We start from the raw sequence: 23,996 nt of genomic DNA on the forward strand, positions 1-23,996 counted from the left end.
GGGGGCTTTTCTGCCAGGGGGGCAGAGTGGAAGGTGAGATGGTGATTCTCTCAGGCAATGATGCGCCCGAGGGGGCGGGGTTGTATATCAACGGAGGGTGCACCTTCGATCTGCATGAGAGCGCTATTTTTCAGCACAATCAGAGCAGTGGAACGGTGATCACGGCGGGGGGCGTTCTCGCGTTGACCAATGTGAGCGCCGGTTTTAACGCTGGCACCGCCCTGAAGGTGCTCTCTGGCGGACAGGTCAACCTCAACCATGTGACGCTGGGATGGAACGGGCTGGAAGTGGATGGGGTGAGGGAGGTTCAGGTGCTGGCAGGCGGGCAGGCGCGATTGGCCAACACGCTGGTGCACCATCCTGATGGTATGAATTGCAGTGGGAGTGCAGAAGAACTGACCTCTCTCGGTTACAACCTGAGTGATGATGATACCTGCAACCTCACGGCGGGCGGTGACCTGGCCGGGGTAGATGCGCTTTTGACAGGAATGGAGTACAACGGCGGGGTTACTCCAACCTTCGCACTGCGGCGGGAGAGCCCGGCGGTAGACGCAGGCGACCCTCTGGAAAGCACGCCGTGGGTGGATCAGCGGGGAAAGGCGCGGCGGCGGGATGGCAACGGCGACGGGGTAGCGCGCGCCGATATTGGCGCGTTTGAGTTCCCGATTTTCGAGTTCATGCTCCCGCTGGTGATACGCGCGCCGGGTTTTTAATAGGCGGGAGCTTCAATGAGCTTCCCTTCGGCGCTCACCAGGTAAACTGGCACCCAGAGTAACCCTCCCACCTCAAGGTAGATGTCTTTTTTATAGGGAGCCACGACGATCTCCGAAATCTGTCCGGCGGTACGTGCCCAGCGTTCCTGGGTCTGTTTTAATTCTTCGGCTTTTTGCTGTTCAAGCTCCTGTTTTTGCTTGAGGAGGCTCTCCAGTTCTCGTTTTGCCGTTTGCAGGTCGGCTTTGGCCTGCTGAGCCATGCGGCTTTTGCTGAGCGGGGTTGAAATGCTGCGCCGGCGTTTTCCGAACAGCCCGCCCAGCAGCACCTCTGCACCTGAGGCGAGGGTCTCGACGTTGCGCTGGGTCACCTCGGCTTCGTTCTTGTCAATGATGCTTTTCTGTTTTTCGATTTTCCGTTCCAGAGCCTCGATCCGGGCCTGGTAGGTTTTTTCGATTTTACGGGCTTCTTCGTCAAGGGCGGCGCGCAGGGCGGCATCGCATTTCTGCCGGAAGGCGGCCTGACTGTCTTGAGGGTCGCTGTAAAGCTTGAGAGTCTGATTGGCGTAGAGGCGAATCTCCCCGCTACGGTAGGCCCATTCGAGAAAATCTTTTTGCAGCGAGGTGAGACGGGCGGCAGAGGAAAGCCAGCCGGGTAGCGGAGCAAAACGGGCATCGGGGAGAGGGCGGGTATCGAAACGCTTGGGGTCGATGGGTTCATGGGCGGCGGCGGCCCAGTCGGGGCGGGCGCCGGTGAGCGAGTCGATCAGGGCGGCCACCTTACGGGTGTAATTCAACCCGTAGGTGCGGTTCAGGTATGAGATCTCGGCCTGGCAGAAGAATACCGGGCGGTAGAGCAGGCCTTCGGGGCGTGCCGGGCCGTTAAAGCCACCCCCCAGGCGGGCAAGCGCCTGGCTGAGGCTGAGTTCGGGCGCCAGGAACAGAGCTGATGTTCCGGCGGGTGGGGCGGGAGGGGTGCGGGTGAAGGTATCGGTGGAGGTGGTGGTTGGGCCAGCCGGAGGCACGGCTGCAGGCTGTGTAGAGACTGCTGGCGCGGCAGTGGCGGATGGAACCGCCGCAGGGGGGGTGGGCAGCCCCTCAGGAGCGGCGCCGAGGGGTTTCAGCCCTGCAAGCTGAGCCCGGCTGAGCGGTCCGGCCAGGTAGTTGAGGCACCAGCGAGGCTGGAAGGTGAAGGCTCCGCCGCGATGATGCACGTTGTGGAGCAGGAAAACGCGCGGGCGCAGGGCTGAAATGATGCGGTCGTAAGCGGCGCGGTCTACACCACCCTCCAGGGAGTTCAGACCGTCGAGCAGGCGTTCTTTGTCGCGCTCGGTCTGCAACCGTCCGATGAACCAGGTTCCGGCATTGGAAAGGCCTTTGTAGTCGAGGTCGACGGGGTTCTGGGTGGCCAGCAGAAGGCCCAGGCCGAAAGCGCGCCCCTGTTTAAGCAGACGCAACAACACAGGGCGCGAGGGCGGGTTGGCCACTGGCGGCAGATACCCCACGATTTCATCAAACGCCAGCAATGCACGCAGGCCTGAACTGCCGCGTTGAGCACGCATCCACGATTCTACAGAAGCGAGCAGGAGGGTAACGAAGAACATGCGCTCGTTCTCATCGAGGTGGGCAAGGTAGAAAATGCTCATGCGCGGGCGTCCCTCAGGGGTGTAGAGGAAGTCTTGCACCTCGATGGGCTGGCCTTCGGCCCAGGCCTGAAAGGATGGAGAGGCCAGAAAATTGTTCAGGAGCAGGGCGAGATCAAAGCGTTCTTTGGAAGGGTAGAACGAGTCCAGAGGGAATGCCCCGAGGCGTTCGAAGGGAGGTTCCTGTACCTGATGGATCAGTTCGGCCAGATCGAGAGGCTGGTTGCGGCTCCAGGCGGTTTCCAGAATGTTGGAGAGGAGAATATGTTCACGTGAACGGAGTGGATCGATGTCTTTGAGGCCGATTAAACCGAGCAGGGCAGTGACCGTGGATGAAATCCGCTCACGGAGGATGTCGCGGTGTTCTTCCCAGTTGAGGGCAGGGGGCGGGCTGAAGGAGGAGAGGAGGTTGACGGGCTGCCCGCTGGAAGAACCGGGAGTGAAGAGGACGTAATCTACCGCCTGCTGAAGAGCCAGGAGCTGATCGCGGCCCAGATTCCAGCTCTGGAGGCCCTCACGCCAGCGGGAAGCGGTGGCTTCGGCAAGCTGGGGCACGCTCAGATTGGCGCGGCGGGCGGCTTCGGGGTCGATCCATGGTTCGAAATCGGCCGGGGCAAGGTTGGGGAAGTGGAGGAAAAGGTTGGTGAGGTCGCCTTTCGGATCGATGACAATGGATGGAATCCCGCGCAGAGCGGCTTCTTCGAGGAGGTCGATGAGCAGACCGGTCTTCCCGGAGCCAGTCATGCCGACGATAATGCCGTGGGTGGTGAGATCATCGGGATCATACTGGACGATCTCGCCGGTGGCCGGAGAGGACTGGGCGGTGAGGTCTACGGTACGACCGATGGTGAATGAAGCATTGCTCATGGGGCGCCTTCCTTAAAAAGGGAGTGGATGAGAGAGAATCATCAGGGGCGAATGACCACATGCAGTGGGGCACTACGGATGCGGCGTCCACTGCGGACGCCAACATCGGCGGTGTATTCTCCCTGGCGGATGGCCTTGAGTTGAAAGGTCAGGGTGGTGGTTTCCTGCGGTGCCAGGGGGAGGGAGAAATCGTAACCCACCTGGCCGGTGTAATCGGTTGCACCGGTGCTGGGCGGGGTGGAGCCGGTCAGTTCGGCCCCTTCGAGGAGGATTTTAGGCAGCTGGACTTCGGTGAGGGTGAGCGTACGGTCGCTGTCATTGGTGACGGTGACCGGCAGGGTGAACGATTCACCCACCTGAACGGGCGGCAGGGTGGGGATGGTAACCGTCAGGGGAGGTTCGCCGAAGAGGGAGGAAAGAGCCATGCCTCCCAGAAGAAAGAACCCTCCCAGACAGAGGAATACCAGCATGGAACCGATGAAGCCGATTAAAACCAGCCGCTTACGGCTACCGTAGATCAGGGGTTGGGCAGCGGCCGCTTGCAGGTCTGATGGTTTCATGGTGAGAGGGTCTTTCACGGGCATTCCCTGTTTGAACGGTTATCTTCAAAGAAATGATAAACCACAATAGATCATTGTGCAACCGGGGGAAGAAGAAAGTTTCACCTTTTAACAGGTTGATATTTCACCTGCGGGAGTGATAATCTTGGTTTGAAAATAGAACATATATTCTATTTTCGGGAAGGTGAAATGACTTCAGTGAAGAAGCGTGGAAACCGGCGCATGGCGCGTGAGGTGGAACAGGATCTGCTGGTGGAGAACCTGAACGAAGAGATTGCCACCCTGCGCGGGTTGATGCGAGAAATGGCGGAGGCCTTCGACGCCGGGATGGATGTGCCCGAACGGCTGCGGATTCTGGCCGTGTTGAGCCAGGCGAGTGCCCGGCTGGCGCAGGTGTTGAAGATCCAGAGTCAGCTGGGGGGCGGTACAGCGCTGGTGGAGGAGATTCGCCAGGTGGCGGAGGAAGTGCGCCGCGAGTTAGAGGGGCGCGGCGCCCCGGGACATTCAACGGAAGAGGACAGCGGCGTATGAGCGCAAACACCGGGGGTGGTGGGGCGTGCGGGGCCACAACGCCATGGCGGCCCTGGCTGCACGGCAACTCTTTTCTGGCCGGTTGGTGTAGTGTGATGAAAAAGTCAGCCAATACCCCGGAACCCTGCAGCAGGTGGTCTACACGAGGGCATCCTCACCACCCCGGAAACAAACTGCCGGTTTTTGTGCTCATCAAAGGCGGGCAAAGGAGGGGCTTGTTCAATCGTCAGGATGTGTATGGAGGGCTGGCTTCGATTCGTGCGTTCACCCTGTTCGGGGGGATTCGCCTGCGTGCCTATCAACAGGAAGCAGTAGAAGCTGTGCTGGGCTCGGTTTTTATGGGGCGGGGGGACTCGCTGGTGGTGATGTTTCCCCGTCAGAGCGGCAAGAACGAACTACAGGCCCAGCTGGAGGCGTATCTGCTGGCAGTGTATGCCAGTCGACCGGCGGAGATCATCAAAGTGTCGCCAACGTGGCGGCCCCAGAGCCAGAATGCCATGCGCCGGTTGGAGCGGGTGCTGCAGGCGAATCTGCTCACCCGGCTACAGTGGCGGCGCGAGAACGGGTATATCTACCGGGTAGGCGAGGCGCGGATTTACTTCCTCTCCGCTGCTCCGGAGGCTCACATTGTCGGGGCAACTGCCTCTCTGCTTCTGGAGGTGGACGAAGCGCAGGATGTAGGGGTGGAGAAATTTGACCGGGAGATTGCTCCGATGGCGGCTTCGACTCACGCCACCCGGGTTTTCTGGGGTACAGCCTGGACACCCACTACCCTGCTGGGGCGGGAGCTGCGCGCCAGCCAGCGGGAGGAACAGGCCGATGGGCGGCGGAGGGTGTTCCGGGTGAATGCCGGGGAAGTAGCGCGTGAGGTGCCGGCCTACCGCACGCATGTGGAGCAAATGATTGCCCGGTTGGGGCGGGGGCACCCCTCCATCCGGACGCAGTACTTTTCGGAGGAGATCGAAGCCGAAGGGGGCATGTTCCCGCCGGAGCGGCTGGCCTTGATGGAGGGGGATCATCTGTGGCAAGAGTCGCCGCAACCGGGGCAGGTGGTTGCTTTTCTGGTCGATGTGGGGGGAGAAACGCGTGCCCCGGAGGGGGACGGCGCACCGGACAAAGAGCATGATGCCACGGCGCTGGTGATCGTGCGGGTTGATCTGAGTACGATGGCCGACCCGGCGTTGCGCGCGCCGTGCTACCGGGTGGTGCATTTGCGCCAATGGCATGGAGAAAGCCATTCTCGTCTGTACGCTCAGATTGCCGCCCTGGCCCAGAGCTGGAATGCCCGCCGGGTCGTGCTGGATGCGACGGGTATGGGAGAGGGGTTGAGCAGCTTTCTGGAAAAGGCGCTTCCGGGACGGGTGATCCGTTTTCTTTTTCAGGCGCAGTCGAAAAGCCGATTGGGGTTAGGGTTCATTGAGGTGGTGGAGAGTGGCCGGTTTCGCCTGCCGCGAACGGTAGAGCCGCACGCCGAAGCCCTGGTGGAGCTGTTTCGAGCACAGTGCCGGGCGTGCCAGATGCACATGGGTGAGCGGATGACGCAGGGTATGCGCTGGGGGGTGCCGGAAGGGGCGCGCCACCCCCGCTCGGGGCAGTTGCTGCATGATGATCTGCTGCTGGCGGCGGCGTTGTGCGCTCATCTGGACAGGTTGGAGTGGCCTACGGGATCGGGAGCGGGGATCATTCAGGGGCGCGACCCGCTGGAAGAGAAACTTTCGTTTTGAACAGAGGGAAAGAGAGGAAGGCCTGGGATGTTGAAACGTCTGTGGCGGCGCTGGATTGAACCAGAAGTTTCGCGCCGGGTGAGGCTGGCGCTGGCCGAAACGGAAAATACGATCACAGTGGGGTGGCGGCACAACCAGAGCGAACGGGATCGTTTCGATGGCGACCGTGAACAGACCCTGGAGCTGGCTCTGGAAGCCTGGCGTACCAATCCCCTGGCGCGGCGCATTGTGGAATTGACCACTCAGTATGTGGTAGGGGGCGGTTTACGTCTGAGGTGCGAGGATGAGGCGGGGCAGTCTTTTCTTCAGGAGTGGTGGAATCACCCTCTTAACCGGCTGACGATGCAGAGCGCCGAGTGGTGCGACGAGTTGACGCGCTCCGGGGAGTTGTTTCTGCTTCTTTCTACGGATGCAGGCGGAATGACTTATGTGCGGGCGGTGCCGGCGGCGCAAATCTCGGAGGTGCGTTGCGCGCCGCAGGATATTCAACAGGAACTGGCCTATGTGGAACGCAGAGAAATGCCCGGTGAAGAGCGAATCTGGCCAGCGCTCCACCGGCTGGATGACTGCCCGGATGAATCGGGGAGCTTCCCACCGGCCATGTTGCACTATGCGGTCAATCGGCCGGTGGGGGCACTGCGCGGGGAGAGTGACCTGGCTCCCCTGTTGCGCTGGCTTTCGCGTTATGCTGGCTGGCTGGAAGACCGCGCCCGCCTTAACCGTTACCGCAACACATTTCTGTTTACGGTGCGTTCCAGCTTTGCCAGTGAGGCTGAGCGATTGGCCCGACAGCAGTCGCTTGCGGCCAACCCGCCTGCGCCGGGGAGTATTCTGGTCACAGATGCCAGCGAGGAGTGGGGGGTGATCCATCCCCGGCTGGAAAGCCAGGAAGCCGGAGAGGATGGGCTGGCATTGAAGAAAATGATCGCTGCCGGAGCGGGTGTGCCGCTGCATTTTCTGGCTGAGCCAGAAAGTGCCACCCGTACCACGGCTGAGGCCGCGGGCGGCCCGACATACCGGCGGCTTGAACAGCGTCAACGCTTTTTCTGCTGGCTGATAGCCGATGTTGCCGAGGCGGCCCTGCGGCGCTGGCAATGGGTGCAGGGGTTGCCGGTACGTCGAGTGCCGGTGTATGTGGAGGCAGCGGATCTTTCGGCGAGGGATAATGCTTCGCTGGCGGGGGCGCTTGCCGCCGCGGTGCGTGCGCTGTTGCCGCTCTGGGAGCACAAATTGATCGACGCTGATGAATTATTACGCCTGGTGTATCGTTTCGCCGGAGAAACCGGAAAGAGCCGCGGCTGAGGGAACCAATGGATGGGCATTGGAAACCTGTTCATCTGAATCAAGGAGGTGGTATGCAGGATGATGAGATTCCGGAAGGGGCAATGCGGGTGTGTCTGGCTGCCGAGGGGCAGGTGGGCGCGCAGGGTGAGTTTGAGGTGCTGGCGATTACCGCCGGGGAAGGGAATGGCTGGGTGTTCCCGGAGGCGGTGTTGCGGCATTCGCTTGCCCTGTGGGAAGGGGTGGAGGTTTTCATCGACCATGCAGAGCAGGCGCGCAGTGTTCGAGACCTGGCGGGGGTGTGCGCCGCGCCGAGCTGGGACGCAGTGGCAGGCGGGGTGCGGGTGCACCTGCGCGCGGTAGGGCCTTCGGCAGAAGTGCTCCGCGAGGTGGGCCGACAGATGCTGGCGGCGGGGAAACCCCTCCCGCGCGTGGGTTTCTCGGCAGACGTGGCGTTCACGGCCAGAGGGCGTGAGGTACAGGAGATCGTGCGGGTGTATTCGCTCGATCTGGTGTTCAATCCGGCGCGCGGCGGGGCATTCGTCCGGGCGCTTCATTCAAAAGGAGGGAAGATGACTGAGGAGCGCGAAACATCCATTCGGAAAGTGGCGCTGGCCAAAGAGGAGACGAACGGTCAGCCACAGGCAGAGGGGCTGGCGGGTCAGCGCGCCCAATTGAATCGTTACCTGCTGGATGTGGGACTGCAGGCGGCCAAATTACCCCCTGCCATGGAGGCTTATGTGCGGGGGCAATTTGATGGAAAAGATTTCGAGCCGGATCAGCTTGCACGGGCGATCGGTGAGGCGCGCAGGCTGCTTTCGGACCTGGCCGGTGCAGGTGTGGTGGTGGGGCCAGGGCGCATTTCAGAGATGTATGATACCCGGGATCAACTTCAGGCGGCAGTGGATGATCTGTTTGAAGCCCCGCGCGATGAGCACCTTAAAAGCCTGAAGGCGCACCGTTTGCAGGGTATTCGAGAATTGTACCTGATGCTCACCGGTGACTATGATTTTCATGGCGGATATGACCGAACCCGGGCTCAATTTGCCATGACCACAGATTTCACCGGGCTGGTGAAGAATGCCCTGAACAAACTGGTGGTTAACACCTGGGAAATGCTTGGCCAGGCCGGGTATGACTGGTGGTCGAAGATCAGCGTGGTGGAGCACTTCAACAACCTCAATCAGATCACCGGCATTCTGGTGGGAACGGTGGGTGACCTGCCCACAGTGGCGGAGGGAGCGGCCTATCCTGAGCTGGCTGTGGGTGATTCCCCGGAAACTGCCACATTCACCAAATACGGCGGGTATGTGCCCCTCACTCTGGAGTTGATCGACCGCGACGAAACAAGAAAACTGAAGGCGTATGCCCGGGAGCTTGCCAGCGCTGGCCTGCGGAAGATCTCACGGCTGGTGGCGGCAATCTTCACCCAGGCGGGTGGTCTGGGGCCAACGATGGCCGATGGCGGCACGCTCTTCAATGCCACGGTTGCCACCACAGCGGGCGGGCATCAGAACCTGCGAACGGTGGCGCTTTCGGCAGCAGAATGGGATGCCGTGGGGCAGGCCGTGTATAACCAGCCCATGCTCATTAAAAATGCCGCCGGGGTTTATGGAACCGGGCCCAAACTGGCGATTTCGCCGCGTTATTTGCTGGTGCCGCGCACACTTCAGCTGACTGCAAAGCAGATTCTTTACCCCAGCCTGGAGCGGGCGGCCAATATCTTCAGCGATAACCTGCAACGAGGCGAGCCGGGGGATGTGGTCACTGTGCCCGACTGGACGGATGCCAATGACTGGGCCGCGGTTTGTGATCCGCGTATTGCTCCGGCGATCTTCATCGGCGAGCGCTTTGGAATTATGCCGGAGGTGTTCATCGCGGGCGATGAACTCAGCCCGGCGGTTTTCACCAATGATGAACACCGTCTGAAGGTAAGGCACTTCCTGGCGGTGTGGGTTAACGATTACCGTCCACTGCATAAATCCAACGTGGCCGGGTAGAGAGGGTACGCTTATGGGATACACCCACGATACGGAGTTTGCCCAGTTCATTGCCCCTCATCAGATCATCAAGACGGCGGGAAGCTGGACAGATACCCTCAATGCCGGTGTCATTCGCTCTGAGCGCGCCCAGGCCGCCTCCGGGTTTTCGTTATTCGTCCCTCTGCTGGTTCCTTCTAACGGAGCGCCGTTGCGTGGAGCGCGCCTGAAGAGCGTGGAATTGCATTACCGCATTTCAGGGGCGGCCGCCGGGGCGTTTGCGGTGGAACTGGAACGGATGACGATTAACGCGGCCGGGGTGGTGAGCGGCGCGGTGGTGGCCGTCTCGCTGGACGCCGCACATGCCACTGATATTCAGCGGCGCAGTGTCGGTGATCACCGGATGCTGGTCAGCCTGGATGTGCCCGTCTGGGTGGATGATGACGATGCATACTGGCTGGTGTGTACGCTGAACGCGGCTTCATCCACGGCGTTTGGTTTGTCGGGGGCGGTGGTGCGTTACGATTTTCGCGCCTGATTCTGGTGATTGGTTCGCTGGATCGTTCCGGGAGGGTATATGCCTGAAAAATTGAAGATGTTGCTGATCAGCCGCAAATTCTGGGCGGCACTGGTGGGGCTGGTGATGGTGCTGGTGCGCACCTGGCGGCCTGATTTTCCTCTCAGTGAAGAACAGGTGACCGGCATCATTGCCTTGCTGGCCGCCTATATCCTGGGAACGGCGCTTGAGGATGCCCGGCCTGCTCTTCCACCGGCGAAATAGATTGCAGGTTCAGGCCCGGTGAGAGGGGGACTGGTTTGTGGTCTCCTTCTCACCGGTAATGGAAGGGAAGGTGTGCCTTGGATGTGAACACGGTGGTAGAGCGGGTGGCGGGATTGTTGCTCGACCCGGAACGGGTGAAATATGGTGAGGCTGAGATGCTGGCGGGGCTTCGGCTGGCACTGGGGGAATTATCGCTGAGGGCTGGCGAAGCTTACTTGCTCACCGGTCTGGATGGCGCCATGGAGACTACTTTGCCGGAGACCCTTGAGACGTTGCTGGTGATTGGTGCCGCCGGTTACACAGCTCTGGCGCGTGCCGGTGCGCGGGCTGACTGGGAACTGCAAGATGAAGGGGAGTTCCAGCGTTTACAAACCTGGGCCGAAGGGCGGCTGGAAGATTTTCGCAAGGTGATGCGAAGCCTTTATCCGGCGCATGTGCCCCGGGTACACGGTCAATATCGCAGTCAGGCGCCCTGGGCGGCGTGGCATGGCACCCTGGGAGAAGAAGAGGAGGGAAGCGCATGATGGAGATTTCTCTGATTCGGGGAGCGGATACGCTGGTGCTGAACGGTTCAGGAGCCTGGGCGCGCTTTGTAGATGCTCCTATGCGGACTCTGGAAGTTTCTCTGGCCGGAGATGCCGCCGGTGCGGCCGGGTGGGTGGGGGCGGTCTCGCGAATGCTGGATGAGGCAGCGCGTGCCTTCGCCTGGCCGGGTGAAGAGCGCGGCTATGTACAGGTGGCTCTGGAAGATGGTCAGCGCTGGCGCAGCCCCTACCGTGGCGGGCGGGTTGAGATGACCCGCAATGCGGCGGGGAGGGGATTAAAAACCCCGGCGATGCACCTCTGCCTGGAGCGGGAGGACTGGTGGGAAACCGCCGAACCGGTTTATGCCGCGCTCAGGAATCGCCATGGCGAGTCAATCGGGGCGGGTGGGCTGACCGTGTATAACCACAAGGATGCCAGCCACGATAATTACGTGGATGTGGCGTATATGGAGGGTGACCTCCCGGCTCCGGCGGTGCTGAAGATCTCCGGGGCAGGGATGGGAGGGGTGGAGGCATTCTGCGGGATGGGAAGTTTTCTGATGCTGGATGACTTTCAGGTGAGGTATGAGGGTGAAGGTGGTAGTTCGGGTGCTGGAGTAACGGCAACCCTTCTCGCCGATACCGCCTGCGCGGGGGGGAGCTTTGCGGCATTGAGCTGGGCGGGGACGGTTGAAGTGATGGTGCGGCGGTGGTCGGTATCCCGGGCAGAGGCCGGGGCGCTGGCAGGGCGGGTGTTTCTGCCATTGCTACGTCTGCAGGAAGCGGTGATGGCAGGAGAGTCTCTCTGGCTCAGCTGGCAGGTGGGCTTCAACAACCTGGGGGACATTGAGGTCATCTGGCAGGGTGAAGCAGTTCTGGTACCCGCGGGCCGGCAAATGGTGGTGTTCCCGGCCATGCAATTACCTCCCTGGCCAGCCCCTGCTGGAAGTGCCGAAAGCCTGGAACTTTGCCTGCTGGCGCAGGCCCAGACGGGCGGAGGGCACACCCTGAGGATCGATCAGGTGCTTTTGCTGCCCACCGATTCCTTTCTGCGTTTGGTTCCCGTGCTTTCGGGGTATCCGCAGTTCGATATCGAATATACCTCTGGCGGTGGTTTCTTTAAAAACGGAGGTCGAGCCTGCCCCTCCCATGAGGCCGAGGGGCCGGGGTTGTGGCTGGTACCGGGGCGGGTTCAACGGCTGGTGTTTGCCTTCAGGCAGGGGAACGAGTGGAATATTAACCACGCGCCGCTGGTGAATTTGCTGGTTCGGCCCAGAAGGCGGGTGATCTGATGGGCTGGGGTGTCTATTTTGAAAGCCGCGATTTTTCTCGCCCGTTGCCGGCGGCTGGCCTCACGTTTCGGGTGCAGCGCCTGACATGGAGTGAAGAGGGCGGTCCGCAGCTGGGAGAGGTGCAGGCGGTTGGTGATCTATCGGCGCTGGAGTCGCTGGTGGGACGGCTGCGCTGCCCGGTGACCGTGCTCGACGATTACGGCTCACCTGCCTGGTGGGGCTATGTGCACGCGGTGCAGATCTTCCTGGATGGGGTGGTGTTTCGGGCCACGCTGGAAGGGATGGCAAACCGGGTGGCGGTGCGCTGGGCCGATGAAAACCCACAAATGGAGGAGACCGGGCAGGCTTATCAGCACCAGACGGCCTGGCTGGATGATTTACCCTCTCAGCGGGCTTTCGGAGTGAAGGAGATGATTTTCTCTCTGGGTGAGGCCAGCCAGGCCGAGGCTGAGGCCGCCTGCTACACGCACCTGATGACCCGGCGGCTTCCGCAGGTGCAGGCCCTGCCCGGAGAACGCGTGGGGCGGCCCTGCGCGGTGCTCGATTTACGGGGCTGGTTTGATACGCTGCGCTGGAGATTCTGGAGCGAGCCGCGCGGGTACACCGGTAATATTCAATCTGGCGGGCGAGAAGCCAGTTTTGGCCACAGCCTGGCTGTACAGCGGGTGGCCCAGTCTTTTTCGTCGGGCCTGGCAGGAGGGTGGGAGCTTTCTGAAGTGTGGGTAAAGCTCTGGAAGGTGGGCGCTCCGTCAGATCAGGTGGTGGTTTCTCTGTGCGCTGACCAGAACGGCCTGCCCGGAACAGTCCTTGCCAGCGTGAGCCTTTCTACCGGGGAGATCGCCTCTGAGCCAGGGTGGGTGAAGGTTTTCTTCCCCGAAGCGCTGATGCTCACCGGCGGAACGATGTACTGGGTGGTACTGGCCCGCAGTGGAGTCGCTGGTGGGACGGCTGCGCTGCCCGGTGACCGTGCTCGACGATTACGGCTCACCTGCCTGGTGGGGCTATGTGCACGCGGTGCAGATCTTCCTGGATGGGGTGGTGTTTCGGGCCACGCTGGAAGGGATGGCAAACCGGGTGGCGGTGCGCTGGGCCGATGAAAACCCACAAATGGAGGAGACCGGGCAGGCTTATCAGCACCAGACGGCCTGGCTGGATGATTTACCCTCTCAGCGGGCTTTCGGAGTGAAGGAGATGATTTTCTCTCTGGGTGAGGCCAGCCAGGCCGAGGCTGAGGCCGCCTGCTACACGCACCTGATGACCCGGCGGCTTCCGCAGGTGCAGGCCCTGCCCGGAGAACGCGTGGGGCGGCCCTGCGCGGTGCTCGATTTACGGGGCTGGTTTGATACGCTGCGCTGGAGATTCTGGAGCGAGCCGCGCGGGTACACCGGTAATATTCAATCTGGCGGGCGAGAAGCCAGTTTTGGCCACAGCCTGGCTGTACAGCGGGTGGCCCAGTCTTTTTCGTCGGGCCTGGCAGGAGGGTGGGAGCTTTCTGAAGTGTGGGTAAAGCTCTGGAAGGTGGGCGCTCCGTCAGATCAGGTGGTGGTTTCTCTGTGCGCTGACCAGAACGGCCTGCCCGGAACAGTCCTTGCCAGCGTGAGCCTTTCTACCGGGGAGATCGCCTCTGAGCCAGGGTGGGTGAAGGTTTTCTTCCCCGAAGCGCTGATGCTCACCGGCGGAACGATGTACTGGGTGGTACTGGCCCGCAGTGGAGGAATATCAGCCACGCAATATTTTGGGGTTCGGCGCGAGGAAGATGCCCGCATTCCTTCCGGGGCATTCAAAGTGTTTAATGGCACAACCTGGGTGAATGAGGTTGCTCCGGGGCACCTGGTGATGGGGGTTCTGGGGCGCCAGGAGAGCACCGAACAGTTGGCGGCTGTTGCCGGAGCGGCGGGGGGTGGTCAGTTCCTGCGGGGGGTGCGTATTCGGCAGGCCAGCGGGGTGAAGGCTCACCTTTTTCGGGCCGGAAAATGGAACGCTCTGGAGGAAGTGTGCCGCCTGTTGCAAATGGGCACTGCCGGCGGCGAGAGATTGCTGGCACGGGTGAACCCTGAAAGGGTGCTGGTGGTGGAGAAACGCCCCGGCCCGGAACAGCCCACGTTGCGCATCTTACCCGGTGGTGAGGTGGTTCATCTCAACGGGCGCAGACTGCTTCCGGGAGAGAATCCGGCAGGCAGATGGGCGGTGCTGGATCATCTGGTGAGGATGGAGGGAAAAGTTGGAGCTCCAGAAGTAGTGTACCTGACCCGTGCCGAATGGAGAGATAACGGGGTGCGCGTGAGCTGGGAATGAGGCAATAAACCTTCGGGCGGGGGCTCAGTCAGAGTGGGAGCCGTGGAGCAACTCACGGGCGGTGGCATCGGCTTCTTTCAGAAGGTTCTCGACTTCCTTTTTGATTTCAGGGGTGGCACTGGGGGTGTAGGGAATGAATTTAACCAGGTCTTTGGCCTGTTGCGTAAGCTGCCGGATACGGGCAATGTAGTATACGTCGAGCCGCCCCAGCTCCTCTGGAATGGGAAGTTCCCGCGCCTGCTGGATGAGCTGGCGGGCTTGCTGGATACGTTCAGCCATGGTCAGGGTTTTGGGCGTCATAGGAACCTCTGGCGGAATAAACGTAGATAAGGGTCTGGCCAATTACTCGTTGATAACCGTGGAGTGACCCCATTATAACCAGATTCTCAGCGGATGGTGAATCACTGGCGGCAAATTTTGTTCGAGAGAAAATCTCCCTTCCGATTGGCATGATCTATGCACACTGTGATACACTTTAATTGTGTTCTGAGCGAACCTCTCTGGGAATTTTTACCGGGGGAACTTCCGGTGGATGGTATGAAGGATGAATGACCAGCCGGTAAACGATGCAACTTCTGCCCCACAGCCGAGCCCGCCGCCCGGCTGGCTGGGGGAGGGGCAGTTTGTCGAGTTACTCGCCGCTACCCGGGCGCGGGGTGGTATGCTGGTAGCCCGGGATGGTGTGGTCTTTTCAGGCGGCGGGTTGACCGAAGCTGTGGCACATGAGCTGGAAAAAACGGCACAGCGCTCGCTGGAGCGGTTGACGGGAGAGGGTGAGCACACCGATCTGGTGCGCTTTGTGCGCCTGCCAGGGCAGGGTAAATGGAGAGATCACCTGTTCTATGTGACCTCAGTGGCCCCTGAAGTGGTGCTTGCCATGGCTTATGCTGTCGGAACACCTCTCCGCCAGGTGCGGGAGCAGTCGGCTTTTGTGGCGGGCAGGCTGGCAGCATGTATGGATGCGCCTTTGCCACCCTCCGGTACGGAGATTCTTCCCACACCACCTTCCTCCGAACCTGCTGTTGAACCCGATGCGGTGTTGCCCGTCGGGGATGAGGAGGAGGTGGCCGAGATTGACCTTTCGGCATTGCTCGGGGATGTTCCCCCGCCTGACCCGTACCCCCCGGGAGAAATGCTGTCCCCCTCACCGGAGATTTCTATGTCTCTGCCGCGTCTGGAGGAAGAAAAAGCCCCGGAAGAAACCCCGGAATCGCAGGGAGAAGAGAGCCCGGCCTGGGCCGAAGTGCTTGAAGCCCTCTCGTGGATCGAAGAAGCGCGTAACGCTGGCAACGCCCGGCCCCAGCCTCCGGCTCCTCCCGAAGAGACGCCGCTTTCTGAACCTTCACCGGAGGCTGAAGCAACCCGCCCTGCATCTGTGGAATCCGACACGATGGAGGAAACGCTCCCCACCCCTGTAACGCCGGTCAGTGCGCCGCTTCAACTGGAAGAGCCCCCGCCGGATGACCTGGAAGATACCCGACCGCATGTGTTGACGCACCTGGTCAGTCTACAGCAGGTGGAACCGGTTTCGGCGGCGTTCAGCCAGCTGAGCTATACCTGTGTGCTCATTCCCCGCCTTCCACAGCACACCCTTACCGGGCAGCTGGGTGAGCAATTGAGCCAGTGGATTCAGCAATTGTGCCTGGCGTTTGGCTGGCGGCTGGAGGGGATCGCCGTTCGACCGCAGTATCTTCAATGTACGGTGCAGGTTTCACCTTCCATTGCCCCGGCGCACCTGGTGCGTGTGCTGCGCCACCGGCTTTCGGAGCTGATCTTCCAGCATTTTCCGATGTTCGGGCGGCAGAACCCCTCTGGAGACTTCTGGGCTACGGGGTATCTGATTGTAGGTGGGCCGCAACCTCCGTCGCCACGCCTGCTGCGCGATTACATCGCCGAGACGCGCCGCCGACAGGGGGTGACACCCTCAGGAGAACCGCTGGCTTTGCAGCAACCCTCATCGGCTGATTCTGCGTCCCCCCTTCATTAACAAGATTGAGGATTGTACAGTATGCCTCCAACGCTTTACTTAATTGACGGGCATGCGCTGGCTTATCGGACGTTCTTTGCCCTGACGGGCACCGGTACTCGCCTCACCACTTCGAGTGGCGAGCCCACTGCGGGGGTGTTCGGTTTTGCCAGTGTCCTGCTCCGCCTGCTCGAACAGGAAAAACCCGAGTACCTCGCGGTGGCCTTCGATGGCGGGCATTCTTTCCGCGATGTGGAATATCCTGCCTACAAAGCCACACGCGCCAAAATGCCCGATGATCTGCGCGCTCAGATGGATCGCGTTCGGGAGCTGGTGGATGCCTTCGGAATTCCCCGCCTGGAACTGGACGGATATGAGGCGGATGACATCCTTGGGAGCATTGCCCGTCAGGCAGTGAAGGCCGGGATGGGGGTTAAGATCATCACCGGCGATCGCGATCTCCTCCAGCTTGTGGACGAACGGATCATCGTCAACCTGGCGGGAAACAAGTTATCTGAGGCGCGCGATTTCACCCCACGGGATGTGGAAGAAGTTCTGGGGGTGCGGCCAGACCAGGTGGTGGATTATAAGGCGCTGGTGGGCGACTCTTCAGATAACATACCCGGAGTCAGCGGTGTGGGCGAGAAAACGGCGGTGTCGCTCCTGAAGCAATACTCCACCCTCGACGAAATTTATGCCCACCTTGAAGAACTTCCGCCACGCATTCGCACCCGGCTGGAAGCCGACCGTGAAAATGCTTATCTCAGCCGCCGCCTGGCGAAGATTCAGACAGATCTGCAAATCACCCTCGATCTGAACGCGGCACGGGTGGATGGCTTCGATGTGGCGCGGGTTGAAGAGCTTTTCCGCAGGCTGGAGTTTCGCTCTCTGCTTGAGCGCCTGCGGAAAATTGCCAAAGCCAGTGAGGGTTCTCCTTCTGCAGTTGAGACGAACCAGCGCGGTCAGCTTTCGCTGTTTGAGAGCCTGCCCGGCGGCACAGCTCGAAGTCTGCGCATTGGGGAGCCGCCAGCCTATCAGTTGAACACGGTAGTGGTTGATTCTCCCCGGGGGCTTGCAGAGCTTTCCGCCAGGCTGGAACAGGCGGAATGGATTGCGCTGGATACCGAGTCGACCTCGACCGATCCGTTGCGCGGAGACCTGGTGGGAATTTCGCTGGCCGTGGAAGAGGGAACGGGCTATTACATTCCACTGGGACACCGAACGGGTGAGCCTCAGCTTTCTCTGGAAGCGGTGAAGGCGGCCCTTGCACCGGTGATGCTGAACCCCCGGAAACCTAAACTGGGGCAAAACCTGAAGTATGACATGCTTCTGTTGCGGGTGCATGGGATAGAGACGGCCGGTATTGCCTTTGACACCATGGTGGCCGAATGGTTGATTGACCCGGCTTCGCGCAACCTGGGGCTGAAGGAGATGGCTGAGCACTACCTTGGGGCGAAGATGACGCACATCCAGGAGTTGATCGGCAGCGGTAAAAACCAGATCAGCATGGCTGAGGTGCCGGTGGCCCAGGCGGCTCCTTACGCCGCCGCCGATGCTGAGGTGACCCTGCGACTGCGTCCCATCCTCGAAGAGGGGATGCGAAAAAGCGGCGTGGAGCGGCTTTTTTATGAGCTGGAAATGCCCCTTGTGCCGGTGCTGGCCCAGATGGAATGGAATGGAATTTCACTGGACGTGCCATTCTTCGAGCGCATGAGCGAAACCTTGAGCCAGCGCTTGAAGGAAATTGAGGCTGAGATCTACACACTGGTGGGGTACACCTTCAATGTGAACTCCACGCAACAGCTCTCCAGGGTGCTTTTCGAAACGTTGCACCTTGAACCACCAGACCGCAAACGGAAGACGGCCAGCGGGCATTACTCCACCAGCGCGGATGTGCTGGAAGAGCTTCGAGGTCAGCACCCGGTGGTGGACCTGGTGCTGGAGAACCGTGAGCTGGCCAAACTCAAATCGACCTATGTGGATGCCCTGCCGCGGCAGATCAACCCGCGCACGGGGCGGGTGCACACCAGCTTTAACCAGACCGGTTCGGTGACGGGGCGGCTGGCCTCATCGGAGCCGAATCTGCAAAACATCCCCACCCGCACCGACCTGGGCCGGCAGGTGCGGAACGGGTTCATCGCCGAGCCGGGGTGGTTTTTGCTCTCGGTGGATTACTCGCAAATCGAATTGCGGATTGTGGCCCACGTGGCGCAGGACGAGGCCATGCTGGCAGCCTTCCGCGCCGGGCAAGACATTCACGCGGCCACGGCGGCGGCGATCTACGGTGTGCCGTTGAATCAGGTTGATAAAGCCATGCGCCGGCACGCCAAGGCGATCAATTTTGGGCTGATCTACGGGATGAGCGCCTTCGGGCTGAGCCGCTCCACCGAGTTGACTCTGGCCGAGGCGGAGGAATTTGTGAAAGCCTATTTCCGGCAATTCCCCGGGGTGAAGCGGTATCTTGATGAGGCTCGCCAGCAGGCCGCTCGCCGGGGATATGTGGAGACCCTGCTGGGGCGGCGGAGGTACTTCCCCAATCTGGTCAGTGGGGCCAACCCCGCCCTGCGCAGTCGTGAGGAACGCGAGGCGATCAATGCGCCCATTCAGGGCACGGCCGCCGATATCATTAAACTGGCCATGATTCGCCTGCCCCGCGCGCTTGAAGAAGCTGGAAGCCGGGCGCGCTTACTGCTTCAGGTGCATGATGAGCTGCTGCTGGAGCTTCCACAGGAAGAACTTCATGCCACAACGCGTCTTGTACGCGAGGTGATGGAAAACGCATTTCCACTTTCCATTCCTCTCAGTACCGAAGCGCGGTACGGGGTGAACTGGGGTGAAATGACCGTCCTGGAAGATTGAGGACGGGCACAGATGGGATGGTGAGACATTGCAATTGCCATACATTTACCGGCGAACTATTTTCGAGGAAAGGATTTGTGATATTCTATAACGTATGGCAGGAAACCAGGCTGCATTTCAAAAAGCGATGAACCAGGGCCATTCGGCGGCCTGGGATCAGGATTGGCGGAAAGCCGCCGAATACTACAGCCAGGCGCTGGAAGAGTTCCCGGAGAATGCCCTTGCTCTTTCCAGCCTGGGGCTGGCTTACTTTGAGCTGGCAGATTACGAACGTGCCCTGGAGTGTTATCAACATGCGGCGCGGGTGGCTCCCACCGACCCGATTCCCCAGGAAAAAATGGCGCGCATTTATGAGCGTATGGGGCGGCTGAAAGAAGCCGCTGAGGCTTCGCTCATCGCGGCAGAGTTACATCTGCGCGGACGCGATGCCGAACGCGCGATTGACAACTGGGTGCACGTGCTCAGCCTGTACCCTGAACATCTTTCGACACGGCAACGCCTTGCGGCTGTGTACGAACGGCTGGGACGGCGCGAAGAAGCCGTGCACGAATACATTGCTGTAGCCAGCCTTCTCCAGCATAGCGGAGACCTTACGCGGGCGCTTAAATCGGTGGAGTACGCCGCGCGCCTGGCCCCTGAAAGCCAGGAAGCCCGTTTTGCTCTGCACACTCTGCGAAGTAACCAGGTGTTGCCCCGCCCGGCCCGTCCCAAAGGGGGGACAGGGCCGATGCGTATGGCCAGCGTAAAGGAGTTAGAGAGCAGTGCCCAGAGCGGCGAACAGGATTTGCAACTCGACCCGGTGGATGAGACGCGCCAGAAGGCGCTGGTACAGCTGGCGGCACTGCTTTTTGAACAGGCCGAAGAAGCTGAAGGGGAACCTGCCAGCCGCCGCGGACTTTCTGCGCTGACCCGCGGGGCGGCCGGGCCTCTGGGCGGCGGAAACGATAGAACCCGGGTCATTTTACATCTGGGGCAGGCGATTGACTCGCAGACCGAGGGCGACCTGACCCAGGCCGCGGTGGAGCTGGAGCGCGCCTTCGAGCTGGGTCTGCGTACCCCGGCAGCGGCTTTTGACCTGGGCCTGCTTTACCGCGGGCGCGATGATGAAAAGGCCCTGCGTTACCTGCGCGAGTCTGTGAAGCACCCCGATTACACCCTCGGGGCAAGCCTGCTGCTGGCCCAAATCTACGCCGGACGCGGCCAGTGGAATGAAGCCGCAGCCAGTTACATGCGCGCGCTGGCCATGGCCGACGCTGAGATGGTGCCCCCTGAACAGGCCGACGAATTGCGCCAGATGTACGAACCGATGATCGATGCGCTGGGAAGCGATACCGATCAGGCATCCTTGCAGAGCATCTGCAAGACGATTGCCTCGCAACTGCAACGCGCCGACTGGCGTACCTTCCTGCGTATGGCGCGGCAAAATCTGCCTCCCCAGCCCCCCGGAAGCCCCCTCACGCCGGTGTCTGAGATGCTGCTGGAATCGCACAGCGGCACGGTGGTGGAACTGATCGGCCGGGTGCGTGAGCTGGCCGCCCGCGAAATGACCCGTTCGGCGATGGAAGAGGCTTATTTTGCATTGCAACTGGCTCCGGCGTACCTGCCCGTTCACATTGAGATTGCCGAGCTTCTTCTGCGCGAAGGGCGAATGGAAGAAGCCGTGCGGAAATTCATGATTGTGGCCGATCTGTACAACGCGCGCGGCGAATCGGCGCGGGCAGTGCGCATCTTACAGCGGGTGCTCGAAGTGGCCCCCATGAATCTTAACGTGCGTGAACGATTGATCGAACTGCTCGTGGCGCAGGAAAAAACCGATGAAGCTCTGAAGCAGTGCATGGAACTGGCCGAAAACTATTACCGCCTGGCAGACCTGGATAAAAGTCGGCAGACCTATCTTGAGGCGCTTAAGGTGGCCCAGCAGTCGAAGAACAACCGTGCCTGGGGGGTGGAGATTCTCAGCCGGGTGGCGGATATCGATATGCAGCGCTTGAATTTTCGCCAGGCGCTGCGTATCTTTGAGCAGATTCGCACCATTCAACCGGATAATCAGGCCACGCGAATGCAGATTATTCAATTGCAGTTCCGCCTGGGGCAGCCCGCAGCGGCCATTGGTGAGGCCGACTCGTACATTAACCTGCTGGAAAGCTCGGGCAGGCGGGGGGAGGCCATTGAATTTCTCAACCTGGTGATCAAAGAGGGAAACGATAACCTCGATCTTCGCCGCCGATTGGCCGATCTTTACGCCCGCGAAGGGCGAGTTGATGAGGCCGTGAGCCAGCTGGATACTGTGGCCGATGCCTACGCCGGGCAGGGGAAAATGTTGGAAGCCATCAACATCCTGGAGATGATCGTGGCGCTCAAGCCTAAAAATGTAGAAGATTACCGCCAGGCGTTGATGGAACTGCGGCGTCAAAGTTTACGCCGGTAAGGCGCTCCGCAGAGAGCGGCTCAGCCTTCAAACAGAGGGGCTTTTTCGAGACCGAGGATGACCCGCGTGGCATGGAAGGCCAGCGGCGGCAGGGCATGGCGCGGGAAGAAGGCCGCTGCCCTGGCATCATCTCCGGCCTGCAATTGACCTCCACAGATTTCGGCGCGGTAGGCAATGACCATGTCGGCTCCGGCAGGGTGTTCACGCCCGGCAATGATTCCCAGCAGACGGGTTACTTTTACGGTCAGCCCGGTTTCTTCCAGGCATTCCCGTTCAGCGGCGCTGGCAGGGTCCTCATGGGCATCAACAAAGCCTGCGGGTAATGTCCACAGGCCGGCTCCCGGCTCGTTCACACGCTGTACCAGCAGGACGTGTTCATCCTGTTCCACCAGCACCGCGGCGGCTACTTTGGGATCTTCAAAGTAAATCCATCCGCACGACGGGCAGGTGGAACGTTCTTTTCCAAAAAGGGGACGCTGGATGAGCGCTGTGCCACAGCTGGGACAAAAGCGGACGGGGAAAGAAAGGCTCATGGAGGTTCAGATGCGGCGGCGTGCAAACCAGGTATATACACCGGCCAGCAATGCCACTCCCAGCAGAATGGCCTGAATCAACCGGCGGGCAGGGAAGGCTTCTCCGGGGGCCGGGGCTGGGGCGGTTACTGGCTGAGAAGCGCTGGCGGGCATTCCAGGGGAGGTGGCAATGATCTGCCCGGCCGCCTGGTTTGAGGGAATGCCCAGAATGGGGCCGCTGCCTTCCAGCGGGACAGATAGCGGGAGGGCTTCCGTAGGGGCGAGGGGCTGTTCCTGCGCGGGAGCGGAGATCGGCCCGGACGGGACAGGAGCCGGCACGCCGCTGTAGGTTACAATTCCGCCTGATTGCCCCTGGGGGGGCAAACGTATTGGCAGCTCCACCATCTCCGCCAGCCATGAGCGCGCCGGGCGAGCTCTGGTTGAAGGTGACGATCCCTCCTTCTGCGCCAGAGCTACCAGTACCACCACCTCCACCACCGCCTTTGCCAAGGGCTATCGGACTACCTGTGTCCATCATGTTCGATTGACCGTTCCACACCACAACCGGCGGCGGAGTGCTCTGAGCGGTTGCCTGGACGCTCTCCTGGGGGGCGGCTTCCGGGGCGCGAGAAGTTTGCCCTTCGGTCTTCAGCGAGAGCGCAGGCCCCTGGGTGGGCATGGCCGGGGGCGCCATGGCCACCCGGCTGGCAGGCCCGCCGCCGGGTAATACCTGCAACACCAGCACAGCGATGAGCGCCACGGCGGCCAGTGCCGCTGAAAAGCGGAAGGAAAACAGGGAAGGAAGAATGGGCCTGCGAGCAACCTGGTGGGCCATTTCGGGCGAGAGAGTGAAGTTGCGTGGGGCGCGGTAATGCGGAGCACGGCGCACCACGGCACGGGTAGCGGCCAGCTCATCCAGGGCAAGGCGCCATTCGGGGTTGGCCTTGAGTTGCTCTTCCAGTTTGCGGGTTTCGGCGGGAGAAAGCTGGCCATCCAGATAGGCGGAAAATTGTTCGTAATCTCGTAACGATAAACGGCTGCTCATGCGCTCCTCGTATTTTCAAGACGAAAAGCGGGCGGCAATAGTTCCCAGAAGCGGTGCAGGCAGTCGCGCATTTTTAAACGCGCCCGTGCCAGACGGCTTTTGATGGTGCCCAGGGGGCGGTGAAGTGCGGTGGAAACTTCCTGGTAGTCCATGCCTTCAATATCTACCATGATCACTACCGCTCGAAACTCCTCGTCCAGGCGCTGTAAGCAATCTTGCAGGGCCTGGTTTAATTCTTCGCGTTCCAGTGTGTCTTCGGGAGAAGGTCCATCATCGGCCATCCATGCCGGTGATTCGACCTCATCGTCCTCTTCATCCAGCGGGTTGAGCGGGGTGGTGGGGCGGCGCTGTCAACGGCGTAACTCATCGTAACAGGCGTTGGTGACCATGCGCATGACCCAGGCGCGGAACGATCCGCCGCGAAAAGTGTTCAGGCTGCGGTAGGCCGAAAGAAAGGCCGTCTGGGTGACATCCTCTGCAAGATAGGGGTCGTTCAACATGCGGATGGCCAGGTTGAAGGCCATGTCCTGATAACTCAACACCAGGCGATTGAAGGCGTCCAGATCTCCCTGACGGGCGCTCTGGACGAGGGCCAGTTCATCCACGGGTATCACTCCTGAACACAAGCCAGCCCCAGAGCAGGCGCCAGATGCCCATTCCCAGCGCATTGGTCAGGCCCAGAACCAGCACAAAGAGGGGTAAGACGGCACTGTTTAACCACAGCCCCCGCAGGGTGGCCGCCAGCGGCGCGGAAAGCAGGGCCGCCAGGGCTGCGCGCCAGGCATGGGCCGGGCGCGAGGCCGTCTCGGGACGATAGACACCCAGCCATGGAGCCACCAGTGCCCAGGCTGCCAGGGTGGGGAGGATGGTGGTCAGCAGGCGGGCGTTGAGATCGCGGTTGTGAAAGAGGAACCCGATCACCCCCAGGATGACGATCGCCAGAAAATCCCCCACCAGAAGAGGGAATGGTATGCGACGGAAGGCAATCATAGCGATATT

Annotated in this window: 21 protein-coding genes and 1 pseudogene; 15 read left to right on the top strand and 7 right to left on the bottom strand. The window is 60.9% G+C overall.

Features of this window, described 5'->3' with window-relative positions; translation table 11 throughout:
* Nucleotides 1–713 (top strand): choice-of-anchor Q domain-containing protein (locus ATHL_RS16940; RefSeq protein WP_236822416.1); only part of this gene is annotated, 713 nt, incomplete at its 5' end.
* Here the strand turns inward: ATHL_RS16940 and ATHL_RS16945 are convergent.
* Together ATHL_RS16945 and ATHL_RS16950 are read right to left on the bottom strand one after the other, a co-directional pair.
* A complete protein-coding gene (locus ATHL_RS16945) occupies nucleotides 710–3,220 on the bottom strand; it encodes a type IV secretion system DNA-binding domain-containing protein (RefSeq protein WP_062196200.1) in 2,511 nt (836 codons plus the stop codon). The genes ATHL_RS16940 and ATHL_RS16945 overlap by 4 nt on opposite strands.
* A 41-nt stretch (nucleotides 3,221–3,261) precedes the next feature.
* Nucleotides 3,262–3,804, bottom strand: a complete 543-nt coding sequence (locus ATHL_RS16950) for a COG1361 family protein (RefSeq protein WP_062196202.1) — start codon at nucleotides 3,802–3,804, stop codon at nucleotides 3,262–3,264.
* A gap of 165 nt (nucleotides 3,805–3,969) precedes the next feature.
* Here ATHL_RS16950 and ATHL_RS16955 point away from each other — a divergent pair, with 165 nt between their 5' ends.
* The 10 genes from ATHL_RS16955 to ATHL_RS17000 all read left to right on the top strand — a co-directional run bounded on the left by ATHL_RS16955 (nucleotide 3,970) and on the right by ATHL_RS17000 (nucleotide 14,187).
* The gene (locus tag ATHL_RS16955; RefSeq protein WP_062196203.1) at nucleotides 3,970–4,311 is read left to right on the top strand and encodes a hypothetical protein; all 342 of its coding nucleotides are present in this window, start codon (nucleotides 3,970–3,972) and stop codon (nucleotides 4,309–4,311) included.
* 215 nt (nucleotides 4,312–4,526) lie between these two features.
* Nucleotides 4,527–6,035, top strand: a complete 1,509-nt coding sequence (locus ATHL_RS16960) for a phage terminase large subunit family protein (RefSeq protein ID WP_162787787.1) — start codon at nucleotides 4,527–4,529, stop codon at nucleotides 6,033–6,035.
* Between the two features lie 27 nt (nucleotides 6,036–6,062).
* Nucleotides 6,063–7,337: a hypothetical protein gene (locus ATHL_RS16965; protein WP_062196207.1), complete on the top strand. Its 1,275-nt coding sequence runs from the start codon at nucleotides 6,063–6,065 to the stop codon at nucleotides 7,335–7,337.
* A 53-nt stretch (nucleotides 7,338–7,390) separates the two neighbouring features.
* The gene (locus tag ATHL_RS16970; RefSeq protein ID WP_062196208.1) at nucleotides 7,391–9,316 is read left to right on the top strand and encodes a phage major capsid protein; all 1,926 of its coding nucleotides are present in this window, start codon (nucleotides 7,391–7,393) and stop codon (nucleotides 9,314–9,316) included.
* A gap of 13 nt (nucleotides 9,317–9,329) precedes the next feature.
* A complete protein-coding gene (locus ATHL_RS16975; RefSeq protein ID WP_062196210.1) occupies nucleotides 9,330–9,833 on the top strand; it encodes a hypothetical protein in 504 nt (167 codons plus the stop codon).
* 39 nt (nucleotides 9,834–9,872) lie between these two features.
* On the top strand, nucleotides 9,873–10,076 hold the full coding sequence (locus ATHL_RS16980) for a hypothetical protein (protein WP_062196212.1): 204 nt from the start codon (nucleotides 9,873–9,875) through the stop codon (nucleotides 10,074–10,076).
* Nucleotides 10,077–10,153: 77 nt separating this feature from the next.
* Nucleotides 10,154–10,600 carry a hypothetical protein gene (locus ATHL_RS16985; RefSeq protein ID WP_062196214.1) on the top strand — a complete coding sequence of 149 codons (447 nt, stop codon included), beginning with the start codon at nucleotides 10,154–10,156 and terminating at the stop codon, nucleotides 10,598–10,600.
* Nucleotides 10,597–11,892 (top strand): hypothetical protein, encoded by a 1,296-nt coding sequence (locus tag ATHL_RS16990; RefSeq protein WP_062196216.1) that lies wholly within the window; start codon nucleotides 10,597–10,599, stop codon nucleotides 11,890–11,892. Before ATHL_RS16985 ends, ATHL_RS16990 begins: the two co-directional genes overlap by 4 nt.
* Nucleotides 11,892–12,989 carry a choice-of-anchor R domain-containing protein gene (locus ATHL_RS19555; RefSeq protein ID WP_062196218.1) on the top strand — a complete coding sequence of 366 codons (1,098 nt, stop codon included), beginning with the start codon at nucleotides 11,892–11,894 and terminating at the stop codon, nucleotides 12,987–12,989. Before ATHL_RS16990 ends, ATHL_RS19555 begins: the two co-directional genes overlap by 1 nt.
* Before the next feature lie 157 nt (nucleotides 12,990–13,146).
* Nucleotides 13,147–14,187, top strand: a complete 1,041-nt coding sequence (locus tag ATHL_RS17000) for a choice-of-anchor R domain-containing protein (protein WP_274703404.1) — start codon at nucleotides 13,147–13,149, stop codon at nucleotides 14,185–14,187.
* A 24-nt stretch (nucleotides 14,188–14,211) separates the two neighbouring features.
* Here the strand turns inward: ATHL_RS17000 and ATHL_RS17005 are convergent, their stop codons facing one another.
* The gene (locus tag ATHL_RS17005) at nucleotides 14,212–14,487 is read right to left on the bottom strand and encodes a hypothetical protein (protein ID WP_062196222.1); all 276 of its coding nucleotides are present in this window, start codon (nucleotides 14,485–14,487) and stop codon (nucleotides 14,212–14,214) included.
* Nucleotides 14,488–14,731: 244 nt separating this feature from the next.
* On the opposite strand from ATHL_RS17005, the gene ATHL_RS17010 reads away from it, so the two are divergent.
* The 3 genes from ATHL_RS17010 to ATHL_RS17020 all read left to right on the top strand — a co-directional run bounded on the left by ATHL_RS17010 (nucleotide 14,732) and on the right by ATHL_RS17020 (nucleotide 21,440).
* Nucleotides 14,732–16,174 (top strand): transposase, encoded by a 1,443-nt coding sequence (locus tag ATHL_RS17010; protein WP_062196224.1) that lies wholly within the window; start codon nucleotides 14,732–14,734, stop codon nucleotides 16,172–16,174.
* A 21-nt stretch (nucleotides 16,175–16,195) separates the two neighbouring features.
* A complete protein-coding gene (polA, locus tag ATHL_RS17015) occupies nucleotides 16,196–19,012 on the top strand; it encodes a DNA polymerase I (RefSeq protein WP_062196225.1) in 2,817 nt (938 codons plus the stop codon).
* 94 nt (nucleotides 19,013–19,106) lie between these two features.
* Nucleotides 19,107–21,440, top strand: coding sequence for a tetratricopeptide repeat protein (locus tag ATHL_RS17020; RefSeq protein ID WP_062196227.1), 2,334 nt, complete (start codon nucleotides 19,107–19,109; stop codon nucleotides 21,438–21,440).
* 20 nt (nucleotides 21,441–21,460) lie between these two features.
* On the opposite strand, the gene ATHL_RS17025 is transcribed toward ATHL_RS17020, so the two are convergent.
* Both ATHL_RS17025 and ATHL_RS19600 read right to left on the bottom strand, forming a co-directional pair.
* The gene (locus tag ATHL_RS17025; protein WP_062196228.1) at nucleotides 21,461–21,973 is read right to left on the bottom strand and encodes an NUDIX domain-containing protein; all 513 of its coding nucleotides are present in this window, start codon (nucleotides 21,971–21,973) and stop codon (nucleotides 21,461–21,463) included.
* 6 nt (nucleotides 21,974–21,979) lie between these two features.
* Nucleotides 21,980–22,462, bottom strand: a complete 483-nt coding sequence (locus ATHL_RS19600) for a hypothetical protein (RefSeq protein WP_062196230.1) — start codon at nucleotides 22,460–22,462, stop codon at nucleotides 21,980–21,982.
* 182 nt (nucleotides 22,463–22,644) lie between these two features.
* On the opposite strand from ATHL_RS19600, the gene ATHL_RS19605 reads away from it, so the two are divergent.
* The gene (locus ATHL_RS19605; RefSeq protein WP_338024799.1) at nucleotides 22,645–22,824 is read left to right on the top strand and encodes a hypothetical protein; all 180 of its coding nucleotides are present in this window, start codon (nucleotides 22,645–22,647) and stop codon (nucleotides 22,822–22,824) included.
* Between the two features lie 169 nt (nucleotides 22,825–22,993).
* Here the strand turns inward: ATHL_RS19605 and ATHL_RS19420 are convergent.
* Both ATHL_RS19420 and ATHL_RS17050 read right to left on the bottom strand, forming a co-directional pair.
* Nucleotides 22,994–23,665, bottom strand: a pseudogene (locus tag ATHL_RS19420) (RNA polymerase sigma factor).
* The gene (locus tag ATHL_RS17050) at nucleotides 23,595–23,987 is read right to left on the bottom strand and encodes a DUF3054 domain-containing protein (protein ID WP_062196237.1); all 393 of its coding nucleotides are present in this window, start codon (nucleotides 23,985–23,987) and stop codon (nucleotides 23,595–23,597) included. The pseudogene ATHL_RS19420 and the gene ATHL_RS17050 overlap by 71 nt, the downstream one beginning before the upstream one ends.
* Nucleotides 23,988–23,996 lie beyond the last annotated feature (9 nt).

It is taken from the genome of Anaerolinea thermolimosa, from assembly GCF_001050195.2.
GTDB classification, from domain to species: domain Bacteria; phylum Chloroflexota; class Anaerolineae; order Anaerolineales; family Anaerolineaceae; genus Anaerolinea; species Anaerolinea thermolimosa.

Bases quoted from the DNA above. Each gene is read 5' to 3' on its own strand.
- ATHL_RS19555 (WP_062196218.1), top strand. From the start codon at position 11,892: ATGGGCTGGGGTGTCTATTTTGAAAGCCGCGATTTTTCTCGCCCGTTG.
- ATHL_RS17005 (WP_062196222.1), bottom strand. From the start codon at position 14,487: ATGACGCCCAAAACCCTGACCATGGCTGAACGTATCCAGCAAGCCCGC.
- ATHL_RS17000 (WP_274703404.1), top strand. From the start codon at position 13,147: ATGACCCGGCGGCTTCCGCAGGTGCAGGCCCTGCCCGGAGAACGCGTG.
- ATHL_RS16950 (WP_062196202.1), bottom strand. From the start codon at position 3,804: ATGCCCGTGAAAGACCCTCTCACCATGAAACCATCAGACCTGCAAGCG.
- ATHL_RS16970 (WP_062196208.1), top strand. From the start codon at position 7,391: ATGCAGGATGATGAGATTCCGGAAGGGGCAATGCGGGTGTGTCTGGCT.
- ATHL_RS19605 (WP_338024799.1), top strand. From the start codon at position 22,645: ATGGCCACCCGGCTGGCAGGCCCGCCGCCGGGTAATACCTGCAACACC.
- ATHL_RS16945 (WP_062196200.1), bottom strand. From the start codon at position 3,220: ATGAGCAATGCTTCATTCACCATCGGTCGTACCGTAGACCTCACCGCC.
- ATHL_RS17050 (WP_062196237.1), bottom strand. From the start codon at position 23,987: ATGATTGCCTTCCGTCGCATACCATTCCCTCTTCTGGTGGGGGATTTT.
- ATHL_RS16955 (WP_062196203.1), top strand. From the start codon at position 3,970: ATGACTTCAGTGAAGAAGCGTGGAAACCGGCGCATGGCGCGTGAGGTG.
- ATHL_RS17020 (WP_062196227.1), top strand. From the start codon at position 19,107: ATGGCAGGAAACCAGGCTGCATTTCAAAAAGCGATGAACCAGGGCCAT.
- ATHL_RS17025 (WP_062196228.1), bottom strand. From the start codon at position 21,973: ATGAGCCTTTCTTTCCCCGTCCGCTTTTGTCCCAGCTGTGGCACAGCG.
- ATHL_RS17010 (WP_062196224.1), top strand. From the start codon at position 14,732: ATGAATGACCAGCCGGTAAACGATGCAACTTCTGCCCCACAGCCGAGC.
- polA (WP_062196225.1), top strand. From the start codon at position 16,196: ATGCCTCCAACGCTTTACTTAATTGACGGGCATGCGCTGGCTTATCGG.
- ATHL_RS16980 (WP_062196212.1), top strand. From the start codon at position 9,873: ATGCCTGAAAAATTGAAGATGTTGCTGATCAGCCGCAAATTCTGGGCG.
- ATHL_RS16975 (WP_062196210.1), top strand. From the start codon at position 9,330: ATGGGATACACCCACGATACGGAGTTTGCCCAGTTCATTGCCCCTCAT.
- ATHL_RS16990 (WP_062196216.1), top strand. From the start codon at position 10,597: ATGATGGAGATTTCTCTGATTCGGGGAGCGGATACGCTGGTGCTGAAC.
- ATHL_RS16965 (WP_062196207.1), top strand. From the start codon at position 6,063: ATGTTGAAACGTCTGTGGCGGCGCTGGATTGAACCAGAAGTTTCGCGC.